Origin of the sequence: Agrobacterium sp. NPDC089420, from assembly GCF_044900305.1 — a bacterium.
Lineage (GTDB): Bacteria > Pseudomonadota > Alphaproteobacteria > Rhizobiales > Rhizobiaceae > Agrobacterium.
Map to the genome: position 1 here is coordinate 18,712 of NZ_JBJDMY010000002.1, position 22,034 is coordinate 40,745.

The window sequence follows — 22,034 nt, forward strand, 5'->3', positions numbered from 1 at the left end:
CTTTCCGTCAGAAGGTTCTGCCTGCAAGAATTTTGCGGGCTTTTTCGAGATCGTGCGGCGTGTCGACGCCGAGCGGCACGGAACGGACGATTTCAGCATCGATGCGCATGCCCGCCTCCAGCGCACGCAGCTGTTCCAGCCGCTCGCGAGTCTCCAGCGGCGAGGGAGGCAGGCTCACGAATGTCTCAAGCGCCGCGCGGCGATAGGTGTAAAGGCCGATATGGTGATAAAGCGGCCCGTCGCCATAAGGCGCCGTGGTGCGGGTGAAATAAAGCGCGCGCAACCGGGTTTCAGACAGGGGGCTGCCGACTATTTTCACCACGTTCGGATTGGTCTTCTCTTCCTCGTCGGTGATTTCCACCGTCAGCGTGGCGATATCGACGGCGGCATTTTCCAGCGGCCGCAACGAAGCGCGGATCGTCTCCGCCTCGATGGTGGGAAGATCGCCCTGAACATTGATGACATATTCGGCCTTGCCGTAGGGGTCGGCCTTTTGCAGCGCCTCGAAAATGCGGTCCGAACCGGACTGGTGGTCGTCGCGTGTCATCATCACGTCGAAACCGGCATTTTGTACCGCCGAAAACACCTGTTCATCATCGACCGCAACGACGATCCGTTCCGCACCGGCCTCACGTGCCCGCAGCGCCACCTGCACGATCATCGGCTTGCCGCCTATATCCGCAAGCGGTTTACCCGGCAGGCGTGTGGAGGCCATCCGCGCCGGTATGAGGACGACAGCTTTCTCGAAATCCCGATTATTCATCCGACACCCTTCTAATCCCGCCCGAAAAGTGTCAAAACGTCACGGTGTGGGGAGCATTATTCAAGTTGCGCAGGCTGTGCAAAAGCCATAGCTTTCGAGCAATTTCAAGATGCCCGGTTATATCGAGCGGATGCGAGGGAGCGCATATAGATGAATTCTTATGTAAATATGGGCGTTGGGGCGTTTCTGGGCACCGTTTTCGTCCTGATGTCGGTGTCAATTGCGTCTGAGGGTATTTTTCATTCGCCTGCGCCCGAAAAGGAAGGCTACACCATTGTCGCGGAAGAAAGCGGCGGTGGAGCCGGTGGTGGCGAAGCGGCTGCCGCGGCGACGCCGATTGCGCAATTGCTTGCCAGCGCGGATGCCGCCAAGGGCGAGGCGGTGTTCAAGAAGTGTACGAGCTGTCATACCGGAGAGAGTGGTGGTGCAAACAAGGTCGGCCCCAATCTCTTCGATATCGTCAACCGGCCGATCGCCAGCCACGAAGGTTTCAGCTACTCCGCAGCGATGAAGGACTTCTCCAAGGGCGCTTCCGTGCATTGGGATTACGACCATCTCAATCACTTCCTCGAAGGCCCGAAGAAATATATCGCCGGCACCGCCATGGGCTTTGCGGGTGTGAAGAAAGAAACGGAAAGAGCCGACCTCATCGCCTATCTGCGCACTCTGTCGGCCAATCCCGCGCCGCTGCCGGATCCGGCTGCAGCTCCCGCACCGACAAACTGATCGAAACGACGATCACAATAAAAGCCCGGCATTGCTGCCGGGCTTTTATTTTCAGGTCGCTTGGTTGCGGGGTGTTTTCGGCGGCGGGTATCAGAAGCCCTTGCCGCCGCGTAATTCGGAAATCACCGTTCCGACCATGATCTTGATATCCAGCCAGACTGAAAAATTATCGACATAATAAAGATCGGAGACGATGCGCGCGCGCGCCTTGTCGCTACGGTCGGTCGGGCCGCGCAGGCCCCGCATCTGGGCAAGGCCGGTAATACCCGGTCGCATACGGTGCCGCAGATGGTAGTGCGGGACCAGTTCTTCGTAAGGCCGGCCGGCTGCCAGCATGCCAATGGCATGGCAGCGCGGGCCGACCAGGGACATATCGCCCTTCAGTACATTGATGAGCTGCGGCAGTTCGTCGATATTGGTGCGGCGAAGGACTGCCCCGATGCGGGTCACCCTCGGGTCGTTTCTCACGGTCTGTGCCACGCCGGTGGCATCGCCCAGTTCCGCCTTCATCGAGCGAAATTTATAGACGCGGATTTTCCGTCCGTTCATGCCCCAGCGGACCTGCGAGAACAGGACCGGCCCCCTGCTGTCGAGCTTCACCAGTGCCGCGACGGTCAGCAATACGGGTGCGAGTGCCACAAGGGCGATGGATGCCCCCGCTATGTCGATGGTTCTTTTGAGCGCGAACTGACCACGCAGCAATGACGATGCGTGTTCTTCAGAAATGGGAGATTGTATCTCCCGCGTTTCGAAAGTGGTGGCAGCTGAATAGGGAGCGTCGTAAAAAATGGCATGCGATGAGCCTTTAGTACCCAGCATAATATAAAGTCCTGAAAAGTTATTTTGATAGAAGAAAATTAATTTATATGAACGATTAATAATTCATTTACCCTAAAAAGTCATCCGAAATGTAGCCGCCTTTTGGCAAATATCAATCTACAGTTAACGTGGATGCACGCAAATGTTGCCGCAACTGCGTCTTCGCCGCCAGTGGCTGTCATGGCGATTGGCTCCATGCGTCTGCACTTCCGGAAAACGGGATGTGCAACGGGGCGGGGGGCGCTGCAGCCCCACCGTCCATTCTCGCCGCAATGGTCTCAAACGCCCGTCAGTTTCCCATCAGAATGTCGAGCAGGGTCGTCTGTTTCGGCCCGGACGGCGTGGATGCCTGACCGCCGATATCGGCGGGCGGAACAGGGCCGCCGCTGGCTGAGTAGCCGGGTTCCATGTCGCGGGACGGTATGCTGGCGGGAGGCATGGGGCCGCCTTGACGGGTGGGCTCGGGAGAAACGGGCGCTGCGGGATAGGCGCCGGTATCTGTTGTCCTGCCGCCCAGCGCATTGGAAATGATCTCGCCGATGGAGGACGGTGTGCTTTCCGGTGCCGGCTGCTGCATTTCCCCGAGCGGCGCCACGCCGCCTGCGCCAAGCCCGAAGAGCGGCGAGGGCGATAGCCCGGAATGGGCGGCGGTCATGAAATCTTTCCAGGCCCTTGCAGGAAGGCCGCCGCCGGTGACCTTTTTCATCGACGTGCCGTCGTCGTTGCCGAACCAGACGCCCGTGGTCAGGTTGCTTGTGTAGCCGACAAAAAGTGCATCGCGGAAGGACTGGGTCGTGCCGGACTTGCCTGCCGCCTGCCAGCCCTGCAGGCGTGCGGCCTTGCCCGTTCCTTCGGTGATGACGCGCGACAGCATGCCGTTCATCGTCGCGGCGGTCTCTTCGCTCAGCACACGCGGCGGATTGTCGTATTTGTTTTCGTAAAGCACCTTGCCATCGGGATCGGTGATGCGCCTGACGATATGCGGCGTCGCCTTGTAGCCGCCGTTCATGAAGGGGGCATAGGAGGCCGTCAGCTCCATCAGGGACACTTCCGAAGTGCCGAGCGCGATGGAGGCGTTGTTCTGCAGCTCCGATTCGATGCCCATGCGATGCGCCACCTGCGTCACCCGCTCCGGGCCGACTTCCATTACCAGCTGCGCGGCGATCGTGTTCAGCGAATTGGCGAGTGCTGTGGCGAGCGTTACCTCGCCACGGAATTTCTTCTCGTAATTTTCCGGGGTCCAGTTGCCGATGCGGACCGGCGCGTCGTTGCGGACGGTGTATGGGGTCAGTCCCGATTCGAGCGCTGCGACATAAACGAAGGGCTTGAAGGCCGAGCCAGGCTGTCTTTTTGCCTTTGTGGCGCGGTTGAACTGGCTTTCGGCATAATCCGCCCCGCCCACCACCGCCCGTATCGCGCCGGTGCCGTCGATGGAAACCAGCGCCGCCTGCGATGCGCCCTGCTTCTTGCCATCGCCCTGCAACAGATGGGTCAGCGCCTTTTCGGCGTCGCGCTCGAGATTGGGGTCGATGGTGGTATCGACGACGATGTCCTGCTTGACCTCGCCAACCAGGCCGCGCACTTCCTCCAGAACCATGTCGGCGGCGTAATGTTCAGCGCCTGACCAGAAGCGTTTCGCCTTGGTCGGCGGCTGCGACATGGCGGTCTTGATTTCATCGTCGGTGATGAAGCCGACATCGCGCATGGATTGCAGCACCACCTGCGCCCGCTCCTCCGCCGCCTGCGGATCGCGTGCGGGTGAAAGACGCGATGGAGCCTTGAGCAGCCCGGCAAGCATCGCCGCCTCACCCAGATTGACGTCGCGTGCGGACTTGTTGAAGTATCGCCGGGAAGCCGCCTCCACCCCATAGGCGTTGGAGCCGAAATAGACGCGATTGAGATACATCGCGAGAATCTGGTCCTTGGTGAATTGATGCTCCAGCCAGAAGGACAAAAGCACTTCCTGCACCTTGCGTTCCAGCGTGCGGTCGGGCGAGAGGAACAGGTTTTTCGCCAGCTGCTGCGTCAGCGTCGAGCCGCCCTGCACGGTTCGCCCTGTGAGCACATTGGTCACGATGGCGCGGCCGAGACCCAGCGGGTCGATCCCGAAATGCGAATAAAAGCGCCGGTCCTCGATCGCCATCACGGCCTGCGGAATATAGGGCGACATGTCTTCCAGCGCGAGGGCTTCGCCGCCGGTGGTGCCGCGATTGGCAAGCACGCTGCCATTGACCGAGACGATCTTCACATTCGGCGGACGTTCGGGAATGGACCAGCTGCTGGCGCTCGGCATGCGCGCGCCATAATAAAGGACAAGCCCGGCAACACCGATACCGCCCCAGATTCCGAGGACGATGCACCAGTAGACGAGGGCACGGATGAAACCCGTCGCGCCGCCGCCCGAATGGCGTGTGCGCTTTTCCTTTTTCCGTGGTTTGGCGCGGCCGGTATTGGGTTGCGGCTTTCTGGGGGACTGTTTCGTCGTTCCGCTGATGCGCTCGCTGGCGTCAAGGCGCAGGTCATCACCGGACTCGTGGAAATCCCCGAAGGAAGGCTCTACCCGTTCGCGTGATTTGCCCTTGCCTGCCATCCAGCCTAAGTCGCTCCTATTCGCGAAATCGCACATGCCCTCATGGGTCAGGCTTCTATGCCTGCGCGATCCTTAATCCAGGATGAAGAGTTTAAATGCGGCAATTTAAGGCGGGGTTAAGTCCCGGCCGGATCAAATCGGCGTCATTGGCAGACGTCGACCCATGCCGCGCCCGTCAGCTCAGCCATCACATCGGGCGAAATCTTCACCGCCGCATTGGTCGCGCCGGCCGCCGGAACCACCTCATGATAGTTTTTCAGCGATATGTCACAAAACACCGGCAGGGGCGAGGGCAGGCCAAAGGGGCAGACGCCGCCGATGGGGTGGCTGGTCACCGCAACCACCTCTTCGGGTCCGAGCATCCGTGGTTTTGCGCCGAAATGATCGCGGAATTTCCGGTTGTCGAGCCGCCGCGTGCCGGCGGATACGACGAGGAGAATGGTGTCGCCCGCCTTCAGGCAGATTGTCTTGGCGATTTGATCGGGAGCAACGCCGTGCGCTTCGGCGGCCAGTGTGACCGTTGCCGAACTGGCTTCCGTTTCGATCACGGTCACGTCGGGTGACTTCTCGGAGAAAAAGGCTCTGACGGATTCGATGGACATGCGTATTTATTAGGCGGTAAGCGCAGGGGTTTCAAGATGCCCCGAAATAGCTATGCGTTTTACGCAATGCTGCGCTGCGATGAAACGTCTGTTTTTTAAGCGGCGATCCTGTATGTTCAAACCATCGAAGCGACGCACTCCTCCTCCCAGCGTCGCCCGATTGGACTGACAATACTCCTCCTCCCAATTGTCAGTCAGTTTCAAGAACCCGGCGCACCTCCTCCCGCGCCGGGTTTTTGCTGTTTGCGGCCCTCTTTGCGGCGGCTCCGTTTTACCGTAGGTTCACAAAGATCGCCCTGTTTTTCAAAGAAACTTGACTTTCAGGCCCTTCCAACCTACGTGTTCGCCCATCGATATTTGTTTGACGACCAGAGCTTCGGTACCTTTTCGGGTGCACACGACGATCTTTCCTTCAAATTCGACAAGAGACCGCACTGCTCGCAGTGCAAATACAATTGCCAACGGAAGGAAATCGTTATGGCGACTGGTACAGTAAAGTGGTTCAACGCAACCAAGGGCTATGGCTTCATTCAGCCTGACGACGGTTCGCAGGACGTATTCGTTCACATCTCCGCTGTTGAGCGCGCGGGTCTGACCGCCCTCAACGACGGCCAGAAGCTCTCCTACGAGCTGATGCAGGACCGCCGCTCGGGCAAGATGTCCGCAGGCAACCTCGTTGCTGCCTGATAAGCGCTTTGGCCCGAAAGGGTCATTCGCATGAATGGAAAGGCCGGATTCTTCCGGCCTTTTTCTTTTGAAATACAGGGGCCAAGCGGCCGGGCCTTGAAAAGGCGCCAAGGCATACCGATATAGGTTTCAACAGTGCTTCAGGTGAAAACCGTCAGGCGGGCATTTTGAAAGTGCCGCTGTTATCGCGTTAACCAAAGATTAACCGAAACAGCCGATCCTGATGGTGAAAGCAGCGTCCGCGCAGTGGATGCTCTCTGGAACATCAGACCGTTGAACGCTTTGACCACGGATGTACTGGCATTGACGAAAAACGGATGGAAAGGTCGGGCTTGCCCGGCCTTTTTGTTTTTGATCGCCTGAAAAGCGGGAGAGGGAGGAGGAATCGGCTGGCCGACGCCTCCTCTTTTCGCTTATTTTGCGGCCAGGGCATCCAGAATCCGAACCCAGGAACGGATGCCCTTGTGGAAGGATTGCAGGTCGTATTTCTCATTCGGCGAATGAATGCGGTCGTCGGTCAGGCCGAAGCCGACAAGCAGGGAATCCATGCCCAGCATCTTCTGGAAATCACCAACGATCGGGATGGAGCCGCCCATGCCGATGACGACGGCAGGTTTCGGCCATTCTTCCGAAAGCGCGTTTTTGGCCTTGGTCAGCACGGGGGAATCGTAGGATAGCTGGATCGCCGGCGATGCGCCATGCTCGTGAAATTCCACGGCGCAGTCGGCAGGAATTTTCGCGCGCACATAAGCCCGGAAGCTGGCGCGAATGGCTGCGGGATCCTGTTCGCCGACGAGGCGGAACGACACCTTGGCGGAGGCTTTCGCGGCGATCACGGTCTTGAAACCGTCGCCGGTGTAACCGCCGATGATGCCGTTGACTTCCGCCGTCGGCCGCGCCCAGGTCTGCTCCAGCACGGAGCGGCCCTTTTCGCCCGAGGGAACAGAAAGGCCGACTTCGCCGAGGAAGGTTTCCGCCGTTCGGCCGAGCGTTTCCCAGGAGGCCTTGATATTGGCGGGGGTTTCCTCCACGCCGTCATAAAATCCGGCGAGCGTCACACGGCCGGTCTCGTCGTGCAGGCCGGCGAGAATATCGGAGAGGATGTGGATGGGGTTTGCGGCCGCCCCGCCGAAAAGGCCGGAATGCAGGTCGCGGTCGGCGGCGGTGATGACGATTTCTTCGCCGACCAGGCCACGCAGTGCGGCGGCAATGGCGGGCGTATCGCGGTCCCACATGCCGGTATCGCAGACCAGCGCGTAATCGGCCTTCAGCTCATCCGCATTGGCGTCGAGGAAAGGTTTCAACGAGGGTGAGCCGGACTCCTCTTCGCCTTCGAAAAGAATGGTGACACGCACCGGCAGGCCGCCATTGACGGCCTTGTAGGCCCGGCAGGCCTCCACGAACGTCATCAGCTGGCCTTTGTCGTCAGCCGTCCCGCGTCCGGTGATCACCTGGCGGCCGGCGCCGATATCCTTGATGGCCGGCTCAAACGGGTCATTTTCCCAAAGATCGAGCGGATCGACCGGCTGAACGTCATAATGGCCATAAAAAAGCACATGCGGCGCATCCTCGGATGTCGCATCGTGATGCGCCACCACCATCGGGTGGCCGGCCGTATCGCGCACGGAAGCCGTGAAGCCGAGCGCGGAAAGCGTTCTGACCAGCCATTCCGCCGCCTTGCGGCACTCCGCTTTATAGGCGAGGTCCGTGGAAATCGACGGAATGCGCACAAGCTCGAACAGCCGCTCGAGGCTGGAAGGAAGATTGTCGTCGGCGGTGGAGAGAATAGAGGAAACGTCTGTCATCGCTGATCCTGTCATGTCTGTCGTGACCCGGCGATAAGACGAAACATCCGGGCATCGCGCATCGCGGGAAACAAGGGGCCGTCTTGCCGTGAATCGGCAGACGCGCAGCCGCCGGAACGATAGAGCAGTTCAGGAAAACTGCGAAGTGGTTTTCATCCCAAACTGCCGGCGATGTCGGCTTCGGTGGCTGTGAAAGATCGGTTTGGCGCCCTGGGTGCTATTTCGCTTTTTTAGCGCTGTCGACCGCCCGCCGCATATATTCCAGCAGAAGCTGCCTTTCGAAACGCCGGAAATCCTTGAGCAGCATGTCTTCCGTGGCTTCGGAAGCCGCAATGGCATTCGCTTCCAGATCCCTGCCGCGTTGCGTCAGTTCGATGATCTGGGCGCGGCGATCGCTCGGATGGGATTTGCGGATGATCAGCCCGTCGCGCTCCATGCGAGAAAGCGTATTGGCGAGTGTTGCCTGTTCGACATCGATTCTATCCAGCAATTGCCGTTGCGTCAGGCCTTCCTCATGCCAGAGCTCGATGAGAATGGGGAATTGTCCCGGCGAGAAACCCAGCGCTGCGGCTCTCTTTTGCAGGGCCATGGTGAATTCCCGCGCCATTTTGGTGGCAAGATAGATCGCCGATTCGTCCCGGGAAAAGCCCATTCATCCGTCCATGAAGCATCGTGGCCAGCGCGCGCCGGCATCTCGATAGTGCGATATATATCGCATGATATGTTTATGCCAGTCCAAAGGGAGCGCAAAAGAAAACCGCCATGGCCGGGAGGGGTCGGCCATGGCGGTCATATTGGAGGACAAAGGCCCGGAGAGGGGGGAAAGGCCTTTGTCCGGTCTGACGCGGCGGGGGACGAGCCAGCTATCAGACTACGGCGTGATCAGGCGCCGTCCAGTAAGAAATGTGTCTGCAAATGCGGCTTTTCAAGGGAAGATCGGATTACAAATCGGTAACGTTCGGGTGAATTTGACACGCTCCTGCGGCGGTCCTGTTTCCTGCGCTTTGCGGTGCGTTGTGCGAAGTTTCGGTGGACGTCAAAACGGCCCCGCGCTATCCATGCTACCCATGAAAAAAGGCGATCATCTCTTCCTCGTTGACGGGTCCGGTTTCATCTTCCGGGCCTTCCATGCCATCCCGCCGCTGAACCGCAAGTCGGACGGGCTGCCGGTCAACGCCGTTTCCGGCTTCTGCAACATGTTGTGGAAGCTCCTGAAGGATGCGCGCAATACCGATGTGGGTGTGACACCCACCCATTTTGCGGTGATTTTCGACTATTCGTCGAAGACCTTCCGCAACGAGCTCTACGATCTCTACAAGGCTAACCGCACCGCGCCGCCGGAAGATCTGGTGCCGCAATTCGGCCTGATCCGCGAGGCGACGCGCGCCTTCAACCTTCCCTGCATCGAGACGGAAGGCTTCGAAGCGGACGATATCATCGCCACCTATGCCCGCCAGGCGGAAGCCATCGGCGCCGATGTCACCATCATCTCGTCCGACAAGGATCTCATGCAGCTCGTCACGGCCAACGTGCATATGTACGACGCCATGAAGGACAAGCAGATCGGCATTCCCGACGTCATCGAAAAATGGGGTGTCGGTCCGGAAAAGATGATCGACCTGCAGGCGATGACCGGCGATTCCACCGACAATGTCCCGGGCATTCCCGGCATCGGCCCGAAGACCGCGGCGCAATTGCTGGAGGAATACGGCGATCTCGATACGCTGCTGGCGCGGGCGGCTGAAATCAAGCAGCAGAAGCGCCGCGAGAACATCATCGCCAATGCCGATCTTGCCCGTCTTTCCAGGCAGCTCGTGGCGCTCAGAACCGACGTGCCGCTGGAGCAGTCCCTCGAGGCGCTGGTGCTCGAACCGCAGAACGGCCCCAAACTCATCGCCTTCCTGAAAGCGATGGAATTCACGACCCTGACCCGCCGCGTTGCGGAGGCGACCGAAACCGACGCTTCCGCCATCGACTCCGCCAATGTGCCGGTGCAATGGGGCGCCGATGCCCATGGCCCCGACCTCGATGCGCCGGCCGCTGCCGGCAAAGCTGGTGAGGTTGCCGCTGACGCAACGGGTGTTTCGGCTTCGGCGGCCGCTCCGGCACGCAAGGTGGTTGGGGAAGGCAGCACACCTGCCGATCTCGCCGCAGCGCGTCAGGCGCTTTTTTCAGCTGCCAAGATCGATACGACCGCCTATACCACGATCAGGGATATTGCCGAGCTGGATCGCTGGATTGCGGCGGCCCGTGAGACGGGCGTCGTCGCCTTTGATACGGAAACGACTTCGCTTGATCCGATGCAGGCGGAACTCGTCGGTTTTTCACTGGCGATTGCCGATAATGGCAAGGACGCCTCTGGCGCCGATATCCGTGCGGCCTATGTCCCCTTGACGCACAAGACCGGCTCCGGCGGCGATCTTTTCAGCGATGGCATCAGGCTGGCTGAAGGTCAGGTGCCGTTTGCCGAGGCGCTGCAGCGTCTGAAAAGCCTCCTGGAGGACCCGGCGGTTTTGAAAATCGCCCAGAACCTTAAATATGACTATCTGCTGATGAAACGCCAAGGTGTCGTCATGCAGGGTTTTGACGACACGATGCTGATTTCCTACGTGCTGGAAGCCGGCAAGGCCACGCATGGCATGGATTCGCTATCCGAACGCTGGCTCGGCCACACGCCGATCGCCTACAAGGACGTGGCAGGTTCGGGCAAGTCGAGCGTCACCTTCGATTTCGTCGATATCGACAAGGCGACGGCTTACGCCGCGGAAGACGCGGATGTCACCTTGAGGCTGTGGATGGCGCTGAAACCGCGGCTCGCCGCCGAGCGTCTGACCAGCGTGTATGAGCGGCTGGAGCGCCCGCTTGTGCCGGTTCTGGCCCATATGGAGGAGCGCGGCATCACCGTCGACCGGCAGATCCTCTCGCGCCTTTCCGGCGAACTCGCGCAGAAAGCCGCGTCCTTCGAAGAGGAAATCTACGAGCTGGCGGGCGAGCGTTTCAATATCGGATCGCCAAAGCAGCTTGGCGATATCCTGTTCGGCAAGATGGGCTTGCCGGGCGGCTCCAAGACCAAGACCGGCCAATGGTCGACATCGGCGCAGGTTCTGGAAGATCTGGCGGCGGAAGGTGCCGAACTGCCGCGCAAGATCGTTGACTGGCGGCAGCTGACCAAGCTGAAATCGACCTATACGGATGCGCTGCCCGGTTATATTCATCCCGATACGAAGCGGGTCCATACGTCCTACGCGCTCGCCTCCACCACCACGGGACGTCTGTCTTCCTCGGAGCCGAACCTCCAGAATATCCCGGTTCGCACGGCGGAAGGCCGCAAGATCCGCACGGCTTTCATTTCCACGCCCGGTCACAAGCTTCTGTCGGCCGACTACAGCCAGATCGAACTGCGCGTACTGGCCCATGTCGCCGATATTCCGCAGCTGCGCAACGCCTTCGAAAACGGCATCGACATTCATGCGATGACGGCATCGGAAATGTTCGGCGTGCCGGTGGAAGGCATGCCGTCGGAAGTACGCCGCCGCGCCAAGGCCATCAACTTCGGCATCATCTACGGCATTTCCGCTTTTGGTCTCGCCAACCAGCTCGGTATCGCCCGCTCGGAGGCCGGCGACTATATCAAGAAATATTTCGAGCGTTTTCCCGGCATTCGCGACTACATGGAAGCGACCAAGGCCTTCGCCCGCGAGAATGGCTATGTCGAAACGATTTTCGGCCGGCGCGCCCATTACCCGGAAATCCGTTCTTCCAACCCTTCCGTGAAGGCCTTCAACGAACGCGCCGCCATCAACGCGCCGATCCAGGGCTCGGCCGCCGATATCATCCGCCGCGCCATGGTCCGCATCGAGCCGGCGCTGGAGGCGGAAAAGCTTTCCGCCCGCATGCTTTTGCAGGTGCATGACGAACTCATCTTCGAAGTTGAGGAAGCGGAAATCGAAAAGACCCTGCCTGTCGTCGTCTCTGTCATGGAGGATGCGGCCATGCCGGCGATTTCGATGAAGGTGCCGCTGAAAGTGGATGCGCGTGCCGCCGACAATTGGGATGAGGCGCATTGACCGGCCTTTGAGCGGTCGATGTCATTGCCTTGTCGCGTGCGCGGACTAGGGGGAACGTCTCACAAGGAGTTCCCCGATGCACGCCCCGCTCGTTTCGAAAGATCTTGAGTATATTTCCGCCGCCAATCGCGATCAGCCGCCGCGCCATCTGGGCAGCCGCTTCAATGCGAATGGCGAGTTCCTGCCCGAGCCAGGTAACACCGTCGTCTGCCATCTTGTCGAAGGATCGCAGGCCGAAAAAGCGATCATTGCGACTCGCCAGCGTTTTCTGGATATGCCGGAGGCGTCGCATCTTGCCTTTACGCCTGTTTCCAGCCTGCACATGACGGTATTTCAGGGGATCATCGAGTTTCGCCGCGCTTTGCCCTATTGGCCGGAAAACATGCCGCTCGATACGCCTATCGACACGATGACCGACTATTATCGCGACCGTCTTTCCGCATTTCCGGTCCTGCCCGCGTTCAAAATGCAGGTATCGGGTCTGCGTCCCGTAGGTCTCGCAATGAAGGGCGCAACCGCTGAAGATGACCGGATCGTGGCTCTCTGGCGGAACACGTTCGCCGATTTCTTCGGCTATCGCCATCCCGATCATGATAGCTATGAGTTCCATATCACCCTGTCCTACATTGTTCGCTGGTTCGAGCCTGACTGCCTGCCGCGCTGGCAGGCGATGCTCGACGAGGAACTGGAAAAGCTGCGCGCCGCAGCGCCCGTCATAGAGATGCATCCGCCGGCTTTCTGTGAATTCAAGGATATGAACCACTTCAAGGAACTTGTCGTTTTCGATAAGAGGTAAGGTGTGATTTGCAGCCACCAGCCGTGGTTCTGCATGCCGATTCCGCTGAATCGGAAAAAATGCGCATCAGGGCTGGTCAAAGCCCGTTTGGGCATGTATAAGCGCGCCAAATTTCCGATATCGAGACATCCGACATTCGGCCTTTGGTTCTGGCCGGTTCCGTTGTTTCGCCGCTTAAGTGGAGTAACAAAAATGGCTGTACCAAAAAGAAAAACAAGCCCGTCCAAGCGCGGTATGCGCCGCTCGGCTGACGGTCTCAAGTCTGCAACCTATGTTGAAGACAAGAACTCCGGCGAACTGCGCCGTCCGCACCATATCGATCTGAAGACCGGTATGTATCGCGGCCGTCAGGTTCTGACGCCGAAGGAAAGCGCATAAGCTTTCTGAAATCATCTTTGCAAAAACCGGCCCTCGTGGCCGGTTTTTTGTTTTCTCAAGCTGATACCCGCTAAAAGCCGGTCACTTGGAAAATAGCATTACTGCTCTTACACTCCTGCCGGGAGAACAGGCTGGAGCCTGAGACGGGAGAGGAGCTTCGGTGAAATATCGCTGGATTTTGTTGATGCTTCTCAGCCTCGGCCTTGGTTATGGCGCGGTGACCAGAGGCAGCGGCATCATAGCGGAAAGTTACTTCGGTGAAGTGTCCGATCAGGGCCGCACCACCCTCAGACTGGCCGTCTCGGCGCTTGGCGGCCTTTTGAGCCGTTATGAGCCGTTGCCGGCTCTGATCGCCGATCACGATGACATAGAGGAACTGGTCGCGCATCCGAAAGATGCGGCGTTACGCCAGCGTGCCAATGTCTATCTCAAATCCATCAACACGCTGCTGGAATCCTCCGATATCTACATCATCACGCTGGATGGCGAGACCATTGCTGCGAGTAACTACGATGGTCCCGCGAGCTTCATCGGCGAGAATTTCAGCTATCGCCCCTATTTTCAGGATGCCGCCAAGGGTTTCCAGTCCCGCTTCTTTGCGCTTGGCACCACCTCCCACAAGCGCGGTTATTATTTTTCCGCGCCGATCCTCTTCAATGAGGAGATCAAGGGCGTCATCGTCTTCAAGGTCGATATTGAAGGCATAGAGGCGTCCTTCGGTGATGGCGAGAACCGTATTCTGGTATCTGACCCCGAAGGCATCATCTTCATGACCGGAACGCCGCAATGGCTTTACGCCGGCCTGATGCCGCTGACGCCGGAGAGGCTGGCACGCACGGAAGCCTCCCGCCGCTACGCCAATGCGGCCCTCAAGGAACTGCCGGTGAAAAACGGCAATTTCGGCTCGCATCAACTGATGACGATCACCCAGAATGACGGCGAGAGGGAATATCTCGTCCTGTCGCAGCCGATGCCGGATGCGGGCTGGACCGTCAGCGTGCTGATGGATACCGGTTCGCTGAGAACGCAGGTCAAGACCGCGATGATTGCCATCATCCTGTGTCTGTGCCTCGCCGCCGCGCTGATTGCGGCGATGCTGCAAAGGCGGAAGCGCCTGCGTGAACGCCTGACCCACCAGGCGGAGGCGCAGGCGGAACTGGAGCGTCGCGTGGAAGAGCGCACGGCCGATCTGGCGCGGGTCAATCAGGAGATAAAACACGAGATTGCCGAGCGCCGGCAGACGGAAAAACAGTTGCGCAAGATGCAGAACGATCTGGTGCAGGCGGGCAAGCTGGCGGCACTCGGACAGATGTCGGCCGCATTGTCGCACGAGTTCAACCAGCCGCTCGCCGCCGCCAAGAATTATGCCGAAAACGCCTCGCTTCTCGTGGAGCGCGGGCGGCTGGAGGAGGTGACGGAAAATCTCAGACGCATTTCTGGTCTCATCGATCGCATGGCGTCCATAAGCAAGCATCTCAGGAATTTCGCCCGCAAACCCAATGAAAAAATGGCGGCGGTGGGTCTGGAAACCGTGCTGCGCGATACGCTCGAAATTGTCGGCGCGCGGCTGAAGGCCGCCAATGCGGAACTGGATGTCGATCTCGGCCCGGTGCCGCTTGCGGTGAAGGCCGGGCCTGTGCGGCTGCAGCAGGTGCTTGTCAACATCATTTCCAACGCCGCCGATGCGGTGGAAGGGCGTGAGGATCGCCGCATTGCCCTGCAGGCGGTGCAGCACGGCCAGACGGTCTCGATTTTTATCCGCGACCGTGGCCCCGGCGTGCCGCCGGCGATCTCCGAGCGTATTTTCGATCCGTTTTTCACCACCAAGGGTGTGGGGCGCGGTCTCGGTCTCGGCCTGTCCATCTCCTACAACATCATCAAGGATTTTGGCGGCCAGCTGCGCGTCAGAAACCATGATGACGGCGGAGCGGAATTCGAGATCGAATTGCCGGCCGCCGCCTGGCGGGTGGAGGTGGCTGCCGAATGACCATGTCGCGGGTTCTGTTGATCGATGACGAGGAGGAGCTGCGTTTTTCCACCGCGCAGGCGCTGGAGCTTTCCGGTTTTGCCGTCACCATGCTGGCGAGCGCCGAACATGCGCTGGAACTTATCGGCTACAGTTTCGATGGCGTCGTGGTCAGCGACATCCGCATGCCCGGCATGGATGGCATGACATTGCTGCAAAAGGTGCGGGAGCTTGATGCGGAGATACCGGTCATCCTGATGACGGGCCATGGCGACGTGCAGCTTGCCGTCAATGCCATGCGCAACGGCGCTTATGATTTCATCGAAAAGCCCTTCACCCCGCAATATCTCGCCGGCATCATAAAAAGGGCCAATGACCGGCGGGCGCTGGTGCTGGAAAACCGCCGCCTGAAGGCGGTGGCCGGCAAACATGACGATCTTGAAACGCGTCTGCCCGGCAGAACCCCGATCATGGTCGATCTGCGGTATCGCATCCGCGCCATTGGTGCGACGGATGCCGATACGCTGATCGTCGGCGATACGGGCGCAGGCAAGGAGGTGGTGGCGCGGGCGCTGCATGATACCAGCGCCAGAGCCAATCGGCCCTTCGTGGCGATCAATTGCGCCGCTTTGCCTCAGACTTTGATAGAGAGTGAGCTGTTCGGCCATGAGGCCGGCGCTTTTCCCGGTGCACTGCGCCCGCGTTATGGCAAGTTCGAACATGCCCGCGGCGGCACCATCCTGCTGGACGAAATCGGCTCCATGCCCTTCGAATTGCAGAGCCGGTTCCTGCGTGTTTTGCAGGAACGGGTGATTACCCGTCTCGGCTCCAATGAAACGGTCGAGCTCGATGTCCGTTTCATCGCCACCAGCAAGGTCGATCTGGAACAGGAAGTCGCGGCTGGCCGGTTCCGCGCCGATCTTCTTTATCGCCTGAACGTGGCGACGCTTCTCGTGCCGTCGCTTTCGCAGCGCAGCGCGGACATACCGCTGCTCTTCCTGCATCTGGTGCGCGAGGCCGCTGCCCGTTACGGGCGGGAAGATACGGACGTGCCGCAGCACCTGCTGTCCGCCGTCTCCCTTCGGGAGTGGCCTGGCAATGTGCGTGAATTGCGCAATGCCGCCGACCGCTTCGTTCTCGGCCTGGAAAGCGATGTGCCCGAAGCGTCGCCGCCGTTTGAGGATGACGGCAGGGCAGCGCTCGCCGCGCGGGTCGCGGCCTATGAAAAGAGCCTGATCGCGCGGGCCATCGCCGCCCATGGCGGCAATCTGAAATCTGTCTATGAGAATCTCGGAATCTCACGCAAAACGCTCTACGAAAAAATGCAGAAATACGGGCTGCATCGCCATATGACTGAGGTGTAATGGGTGGATTTCCACCCACGCATGGCCGGTTATGGGTCGAAATCCACCCATCTCTCTTCATCATGGCGAGAAAAATGTACCTCGCGACAAGACCGCCGTTGCTGAACGGCAATCCCGGATCGCAAATGTCGTCACCCCGGTCGCCATGGAGGAGCATGTGCGGCTGAAGTGGCGAAAATTTTATTCGGGAGGAATCGATGAAAATACTGAAGACAGTCACCGGCCTTGCTGCCGCCGCTGCCGTTTCCCTGTTTGCACTGTCCGCATCCGCTCAGAATTATCCCGAGCGCAATATTACCATGGTGGTGCCCTTTGCCGCCGGCGGTCCGACGGATACGGTCGCGCGCCTTGTCGCCGAATCCATGTCGAAGGATCTCGGCCAGCAAATCATCGTCGAAAATGTCGGTGGCGCCGGTGGCACGCTGGGTGCCGGCCGTGTGGCATCGTCCGATCCGGACGGTTATACCGTCCTTCTCCACCATATCGGCATGGCCACCAGCGCGACGCTCTACCGCAAGCTCGCTTATGACACGCTGAACGCCTTCGATTATGTCGGCCTGGTCACCGAAGTGCCGATGACCATCCTGTCGCGCAAGAACCTCGAGACCACCGACCTCAAGGGCCTCATCGACTATGCCAAGGCGAACAAGGACAAGGTCACCGTCGCCAATGCCGGCATCGGTGCCGCATCGCATCTGTGCGGCATGTTGTTCATGAGCGCCATTGAAACGCCGCTGGTTACCGTTCCCTACAAGGGCACAGGTCCGGCCATGACCGATCTGCTCGGCGGCCAGGTGGATATCATGTGTGATCAGACCACCAACACCACCAAGCAGATCCAGGGCGGTACCGTGAAAGCCTATGCGGTAACCACGGCCAAGCGGCTTGATGTGCTGCCGAACGTGCCGACGGTTGTCGAAGCGGGCCTTCCGAAGCTTGAGGTGGGCATCTGGCACGGCATCTATACGCCCAAGGGGACGCCCGCCGAAATCAACGAAAAACTTTCCAAGTCGCTGCAGGTCGCGCTGAAGGACAAGAACGTTGCGGCTCGTTTTGCCGAACTCGGCACCACGCCCTCATCGGAAAGCGATGCGACGCCTGCGGCACTCAAGACCAAGCTTGAAAACGAAATCGCCCGCTGGAAGCCGGTGATCGAGGCTGCCGGCCAATATGCCGACTGATGGACGCGGATCGACCGGCGGCATCGCGCCGCCGGTCAACCGTGATCATTTTAACAGGCGGACCGGTGTGGTGCCGGCCGCGGTGGAGGGGCATCTTTCATGAAGTCGTTATTTAATGACCCTGCCGAGGCAGTCTGCGGGGCAATTTTCATGGGGCTCGGCGTCTTTTTCGCCTTGCAGTCTTATGGGCTGGAGATCGGAACCGCCTTTCGCATGGGGCCGGGCTATTTCCCGCTCGTTCTGGCAATCATCCTGATCCTGCTCGGTGGCATCATATTCCTGCGCTCAGCCCGCCCGGCCGGGGACGGTATCGGAGCGATCGCCTGGCGGGGCATATTCTTCATCCTGCCCGCGCCGATCTTCTTCGGTTTCACTGTTCGGGGTCTTGGCTTTGTGCCGGCACTTTTTTTCAGCGCTCTCATTGCAGCCTTCGCGTCGCACAAGATGAGCCCCCTCATGGCGGTCATTCTTTCCGCAGCCATCACGGTTTTTTCGGTTGCGGTTTTCAATTACGGTCTCGGCCTGCCGTTCCAGCGCTTCGGCCCCTGGCTCAAGTTTTGAGGTGCTGCGATGGATTTGCTCAATAATCTTGCTCTCGGCTTTGTCACCGCCTCGTCGCTGGCAAACCTGTTTTTCTGCCTGATCGGCGTGCTGCTCGGCACCCTGATCGGCGTGCTGCCCGGTATCGGGGCGACGGCGACCATCGCTATGCTGCTGCCGATCACCTTCCAGCTCGAGCCTGTCTCGTCGCTGATCATGCTCGCCGGCATCTATTACGGCGCGCAATATGGCGGCTCCACCACGGCCATCCTGATCAACATGCCCGGCGAATCGTCTTCTGCCGTCACCGCGATCGATGGTTACCAGATGGCGCGCAAGGGCAAGGCCGGTGCGGCGCTTGCGATTGCGGCGATCGGCTCGTTCTTTGCCGGCACGGTGTCCACCTTCCTCGTAGCGATCTTCGCGCCGCCGCTCACGGCAATCGCACTGGAATTCGGCGCGGCGGAATATTTCTCGCTGATGGTCGTCGGCCTGGTTTCGTCGATCGCGCTTGCCCATGGCTCCATCGTCAAGGCGCTGGCCATGGTCGTGCTCGGGCTGCTGCTTGGTCTGGTCGGCACCGATATCTACAGCGGCACGCCGCGCTTCACCCTCGGCATTCGCGAATATGCGGATGGCCTTAATTTCGTGGCGGTGGCGGTCGGTGTCTTTGGTATCGCCGAAATCCTGCGCAACCTCGAAAACGAGCGGACCCGCTCGGTGCTGATCGCCAAAGTCAGCAGCCTGATGCCGTCGAAGGAGGACTTCAAGGCCATGATCGGTCCGGTCCTGCGCGGCACGGCCATCGGTTCGGCACTCGGCATTCTCCCGGGTGGTGGAGCCATCCTCGCGGCATTTGCGTCCTATACGGTTGAAAAGCGCGTCTCCAAGAACCCGGAAGAATTCGGGCATGGCGCGGTGGCCGGTGTGGCCGGTCCGGAATCGGCGAACAATGCCGGCGCCCAGACCTCCTTCATTCCGCTACTCACCCTCGGCATCCCCGCCAATCCGGTGATGGCGCTGATGATCGGCGCGATGATCATTCAGGGCATCGTGCCGGGTCCCAATGTCGCGACGGAACAGCCCGCGCTGTTCTGGGGCATCATTGCCTCCATGTGGATCGGCAACCTGATGCTCGTCATCCTGAACCTGCCTTTGATCGGGCTGTGGGTGAAGTTGCTGACGGTGCCCTATTACGTCCTGTTCCCCATCATCATGGCCTTCTGCGCCATCGGGGTCTACAGCGTCAATTCCAACGTCTTCGATCTCTACGCCGTCGCCTTCTTCGGCTTCATCGGTTATGTGCTGGTGAAACTGCGCTGCGAGCCGGCGCCGCTGCTGCTGGGCTTCGTGCTTGGGCCGTTGCTGGAAGAGAACCTGCGTCGTGCGATGATCCTGTCCCGTGGCGATCCCTCCACCTTCGTCACCCGGCCGATCAGCGCCACCCTGCTTTTCATTGCGCTTGCGGTACTGATCATCGTTTTCCTGCCCAGCGTGAAGAAAAAACGCGAAGAGGTTTTCGTCGAAGAGGACTGAGACTGCCAAGAGCTTCAGATGCCGGCGATGGAGACATCGCCGGCTTTTTCGTGTCTGCTCCTGCCTTGCCGAATTCGCTTCACGAAAGCGTCATATGGTTGACTTGCGGGGCTTTAGGCCCAAGGAAGGGCGGGAAAGAGAGGTCATCATGACGTCGGAAACCGAAAAACGGATCATCGCGCTCGAGGAAACGGTCGCCCATCAGGCAAAGGTGATCGAAGAGCTATCCGATCAACTGGCGGAGCAGTGGAAGGTGGTGGAGCAGGTCCGCGCCAAGCTCGATCGCTTGACCGAGAGGTTCCTGAGCCTTGAGGAGCAGTCGCTGGAAGCGCCGTCCATTACCCGTCCACCGCATTATTGACAGGGAAGAGCAGATGAAAAACGACACAGCAGCACTGGCGGCCGAGATCGTGGATTTCTGGAAGAAGGCAGGACCGGACAAGTGGTTCGACAAGGATGCCGCCTTCGACAATCACTTTCACGACCGTTTTCGGGACGCCCATTTCGCTGCCGCACGGCGCGAACTGGATGGTTGGCTGGATGGCGCTGAAAGCAGCCTGGCGCTGATGCTTCTTCTCGATCAGTTCCCGCGCAACTGCTTTCGCGGCACCGCCCATATGTATGCCACCGATCCGCTGGCGCGGCTTTTCGCCGATGAGGCCATCCGCCGCGGCCATGATCAGGCGGTGAGCGAGGATCTGCGCGTTTTCTTCTACCTGCCTTTTTCCCATGCGGAGGATGTGGCGGCCCAGCAACGTGCCTGCGACCTGAACCAGCCGCTCGGCGGCCTTTATCTGCACCACGCCGAAGAACATCGTTATATCGTCGAGCGTTTCAGCCGCTTTCCGCATCGCAATCACATATTGCTGCGGGAAACGACACCGGAGGAACGGCAATATCTGGAAGAGGGCGGCTTTTCCGGCTGAGCCTGAAACGAAAACGCCGCCAGCCCCGAAGGATGGCGGCGTTTCCAACGGAGGACCGGCGGCGATCAGCCGTCGAAGAATTCCTTCATCCGGGCGAAGAAGCCCGTCGATTCCGGATTGTTCTCCTTGGAGGACAGCTGTTCGAACTCCTGCAACAGCTCGCGCTGGCGCTTGCTGAGTTTCTGCGGCGTTTCGATCTGAATCTGGATGTAGAGATCGCCCGTCTGCGCCGAGCGCAGCACCGGCATACCCTTGCCCTTCAGGCGGAACTGCTTGCCTGGCTGAGTGCCTTCCGGAACCGTGACGCGCGATTTCGTGCCATCCAGCGTCGTGACGTCGAAAGTGCCGCCAAGGGCGGCCGTCGTCATCGAGATCGGCACCGTGCAATAAAGATCGGCACCGTCGCGCTGGAAAAATTCATGCGGGCGTACGGACAGGAAGATATAGAGATCGCCCGCCGGGCCGCCGCGCATGCCGGCTTCGCCTTCGCCCTGCAGGCGGATGCGGGTGCCGTCTTCGATGCCCGAGGGAATGTTGACCGAAAGCGAACGCTCTTCGGTCACGCGGCCCTGACCGTGGCACTTGCCGCAGGGGTCGGAGATCGTCTGCCCGCGACCGTGGCAGGTGGGGCAGGTGCGTTCCACGGAAAAGAAGCCCTGTGCCGCGCGCACGCGGCCGGATCCCTGGCAGGTGGCGCAGGTCTTGGGCTGCGTGCCGGGCTTTGCGCCCGAGCCGGAACAGACGTCGCAGGTGATCGAGGTCGGAACCCTGATCTGCGCCGTCTTGCCGGTGAAGGCTTCTTCCAGCGTGATTTCCATATTGTAACGAAGGTCGGCCCCCCGCTCACGCCCGCCGGACGACCGCCGCGCACGGCCGCCGCCCATCATCTCGCCGAAGATGTCTTCGAAGATATCCGAGAAGCCGCCATTGGCGAAACCGCCGCCGCCAAAGCCGCCACCGCCGCCCATGCCGCCATTTTCAAAGGCGGCATGGCCGAAACGGTCATAGGCCGCGCGTTTCTGCGGGTCCTTCAGCGTTTCATAGGCTTCGTTGATTTCCTTGAATTTCCGTTCGGAATCGGCATCGTCCGGGTTCTTGTCCGGATGGTATTTCATCGCGAGTTTGCGGAAGGCGCTTTTCAGCTCTTTTTCGTCCGCGGTCTTGCTGACGCCAAGTGTTTCGTAAAAGTCTGCTTTCGCCATTAAGTTAACAAGCCCCGCAAATGGATTTCCGGCTGCACGCGGCAGCCGGATCTCTTGCATATGTTGTCAGGAGACGGAAAGTCACG

General features: G+C 59.8%; 19 protein-coding genes. 12 read left to right on the plus strand and 7 right to left on the minus strand.

Annotated features, from left to right (window positions below; translation table 11 throughout):
* Positions 1–7 precede the first annotated feature (7 nt).
* Complete coding sequence (locus ACI2KA_RS02640) at positions 8–763, minus strand: 3-deoxy-manno-octulosonate cytidylyltransferase (protein WP_404498969.1); 756 nt, start codon at positions 761–763, stop codon at positions 8–10.
* A 150-nt stretch (positions 764–913) separates the two neighbouring features.
* Here ACI2KA_RS02640 and ACI2KA_RS02645 point away from each other — a divergent pair, with 150 nt between their 5' ends.
* Entirely contained in the window at positions 914–1,489 is a 576-nt protein-coding gene (locus ACI2KA_RS02645; protein ID WP_404498971.1) for a c-type cytochrome, read from the plus strand.
* Positions 1,490–1,579: 90 nt separating this feature from the next.
* Here the strand turns inward: ACI2KA_RS02645 and ACI2KA_RS02650 are convergent, their stop codons facing one another.
* The 3 genes from ACI2KA_RS02650 to ACI2KA_RS02660 form a co-directional block, all read right to left on the minus strand.
* Positions 1,580–2,308 carry a sugar transferase gene (locus ACI2KA_RS02650; protein WP_404498973.1) on the minus strand — a complete coding sequence of 243 codons (729 nt, stop codon included), beginning with the start codon at positions 2,306–2,308 and terminating at the stop codon, positions 1,580–1,582.
* Positions 2,309–2,597: 289 nt separating this feature from the next.
* Positions 2,598–4,898 carry a transglycosylase domain-containing protein gene (locus ACI2KA_RS02655; protein WP_404498975.1) on the minus strand — a complete coding sequence of 767 codons (2,301 nt, stop codon included), beginning with the start codon at positions 4,896–4,898 and terminating at the stop codon, positions 2,598–2,600.
* Positions 4,899–5,041: 143 nt separating this feature from the next.
* Positions 5,042–5,500, minus strand: a complete 459-nt coding sequence (locus ACI2KA_RS02660; protein WP_404498977.1) for a YbaK/EbsC family protein — start codon at positions 5,498–5,500, stop codon at positions 5,042–5,044.
* Positions 5,501–5,977: 477 nt separating this feature from the next.
* On the opposite strand from ACI2KA_RS02660, the gene ACI2KA_RS02665 reads away from it, so the two are divergent.
* A complete protein-coding gene (locus tag ACI2KA_RS02665) occupies positions 5,978–6,187 on the plus strand; it encodes a cold-shock protein (protein ID WP_003492998.1) in 210 nt (69 codons plus the stop codon).
* Positions 6,188–6,600: 413 nt separating this feature from the next.
* Here ACI2KA_RS02665 and ACI2KA_RS02670 read toward each other — a convergent pair whose 3' ends face one another.
* Positions 6,601–7,992, minus strand: a complete 1,392-nt coding sequence (locus ACI2KA_RS02670; protein WP_404498979.1) for a dipeptidase — start codon at positions 7,990–7,992, stop codon at positions 6,601–6,603.
* Between the two features lie 217 nt (positions 7,993–8,209).
* Positions 8,210–8,644 carry a MarR family winged helix-turn-helix transcriptional regulator gene (locus ACI2KA_RS02675; RefSeq protein WP_404498981.1) on the minus strand — a complete coding sequence of 145 codons (435 nt, stop codon included), beginning with the start codon at positions 8,642–8,644 and terminating at the stop codon, positions 8,210–8,212.
* Positions 8,645–9,059: 415 nt separating this feature from the next.
* On the opposite strand from ACI2KA_RS02675, the gene polA reads away from it, so the two are divergent.
* The 10 genes from polA to ACI2KA_RS02725 all read left to right on the plus strand — a co-directional run bounded on the left by polA (position 9,060) and on the right by ACI2KA_RS02725 (position 20,746).
* Entirely contained in the window at positions 9,060–12,059 is a 3,000-nt protein-coding gene (gene polA / locus ACI2KA_RS02680; protein WP_404498982.1) for a DNA polymerase I, read from the plus strand.
* 76 nt (positions 12,060–12,135) lie between these two features.
* Positions 12,136–12,855, plus strand: coding sequence for a DUF1868 domain-containing protein (locus tag ACI2KA_RS02685; protein ID WP_404498984.1), 720 nt, complete (start codon positions 12,136–12,138; stop codon positions 12,853–12,855).
* Between the two features lie 192 nt (positions 12,856–13,047).
* The gene (rpmF, locus tag ACI2KA_RS02690) at positions 13,048–13,233 is read left to right on the plus strand and encodes a 50S ribosomal protein L32 (protein ID WP_003507205.1); all 186 of its coding nucleotides are present in this window, start codon (positions 13,048–13,050) and stop codon (positions 13,231–13,233) included.
* Between the two features lie 184 nt (positions 13,234–13,417).
* On the plus strand, positions 13,418–15,220 hold the full coding sequence (locus tag ACI2KA_RS02695; protein WP_404498986.1) for an ATP-binding protein: 1,803 nt from the start codon (positions 13,418–13,420) through the stop codon (positions 15,218–15,220).
* Positions 15,217–16,563, plus strand: coding sequence for a sigma-54-dependent transcriptional regulator (locus ACI2KA_RS02700; protein WP_404498987.1), 1,347 nt, complete (start codon positions 15,217–15,219; stop codon positions 16,561–16,563). The genes ACI2KA_RS02695 and ACI2KA_RS02700 overlap by 4 nt, the downstream gene beginning before the upstream one ends.
* A gap of 197 nt (positions 16,564–16,760) precedes the next feature.
* On the plus strand, positions 16,761–17,744 hold the full coding sequence (locus tag ACI2KA_RS02705; RefSeq protein ID WP_404498989.1) for a tripartite tricarboxylate transporter substrate-binding protein: 984 nt from the start codon (positions 16,761–16,763) through the stop codon (positions 17,742–17,744).
* Between the two features lie 99 nt (positions 17,745–17,843).
* Positions 17,844–18,305 (plus strand): tripartite tricarboxylate transporter TctB family protein, encoded by a 462-nt coding sequence (locus tag ACI2KA_RS02710; RefSeq protein WP_404498991.1) that lies wholly within the window; start codon positions 17,844–17,846, stop codon positions 18,303–18,305.
* Between the two features lie 9 nt (positions 18,306–18,314).
* Positions 18,315–19,820 (plus strand): tripartite tricarboxylate transporter permease, encoded by a 1,506-nt coding sequence (locus ACI2KA_RS02715; protein WP_404498993.1) that lies wholly within the window; start codon positions 18,315–18,317, stop codon positions 19,818–19,820.
* Between the two features lie 148 nt (positions 19,821–19,968).
* Positions 19,969–20,181 (plus strand): SlyX family protein, encoded by a 213-nt coding sequence (locus tag ACI2KA_RS02720; RefSeq protein WP_404498995.1) that lies wholly within the window; start codon positions 19,969–19,971, stop codon positions 20,179–20,181.
* A gap of 13 nt (positions 20,182–20,194) precedes the next feature.
* Positions 20,195–20,746 carry a DUF924 family protein gene (locus ACI2KA_RS02725; RefSeq protein ID WP_404498997.1) on the plus strand — a complete coding sequence of 184 codons (552 nt, stop codon included), beginning with the start codon at positions 20,195–20,197 and terminating at the stop codon, positions 20,744–20,746.
* 65 nt (positions 20,747–20,811) lie between these two features.
* Here ACI2KA_RS02725 and dnaJ read toward each other — a convergent pair whose 3' ends face one another.
* Positions 20,812–21,948, minus strand: coding sequence for a molecular chaperone DnaJ (gene dnaJ, locus ACI2KA_RS02730; protein ID WP_004439156.1), 1,137 nt, complete (start codon positions 21,946–21,948; stop codon positions 20,812–20,814).
* Between the last annotated feature and the right edge of the window lie 86 nt (positions 21,949–22,034).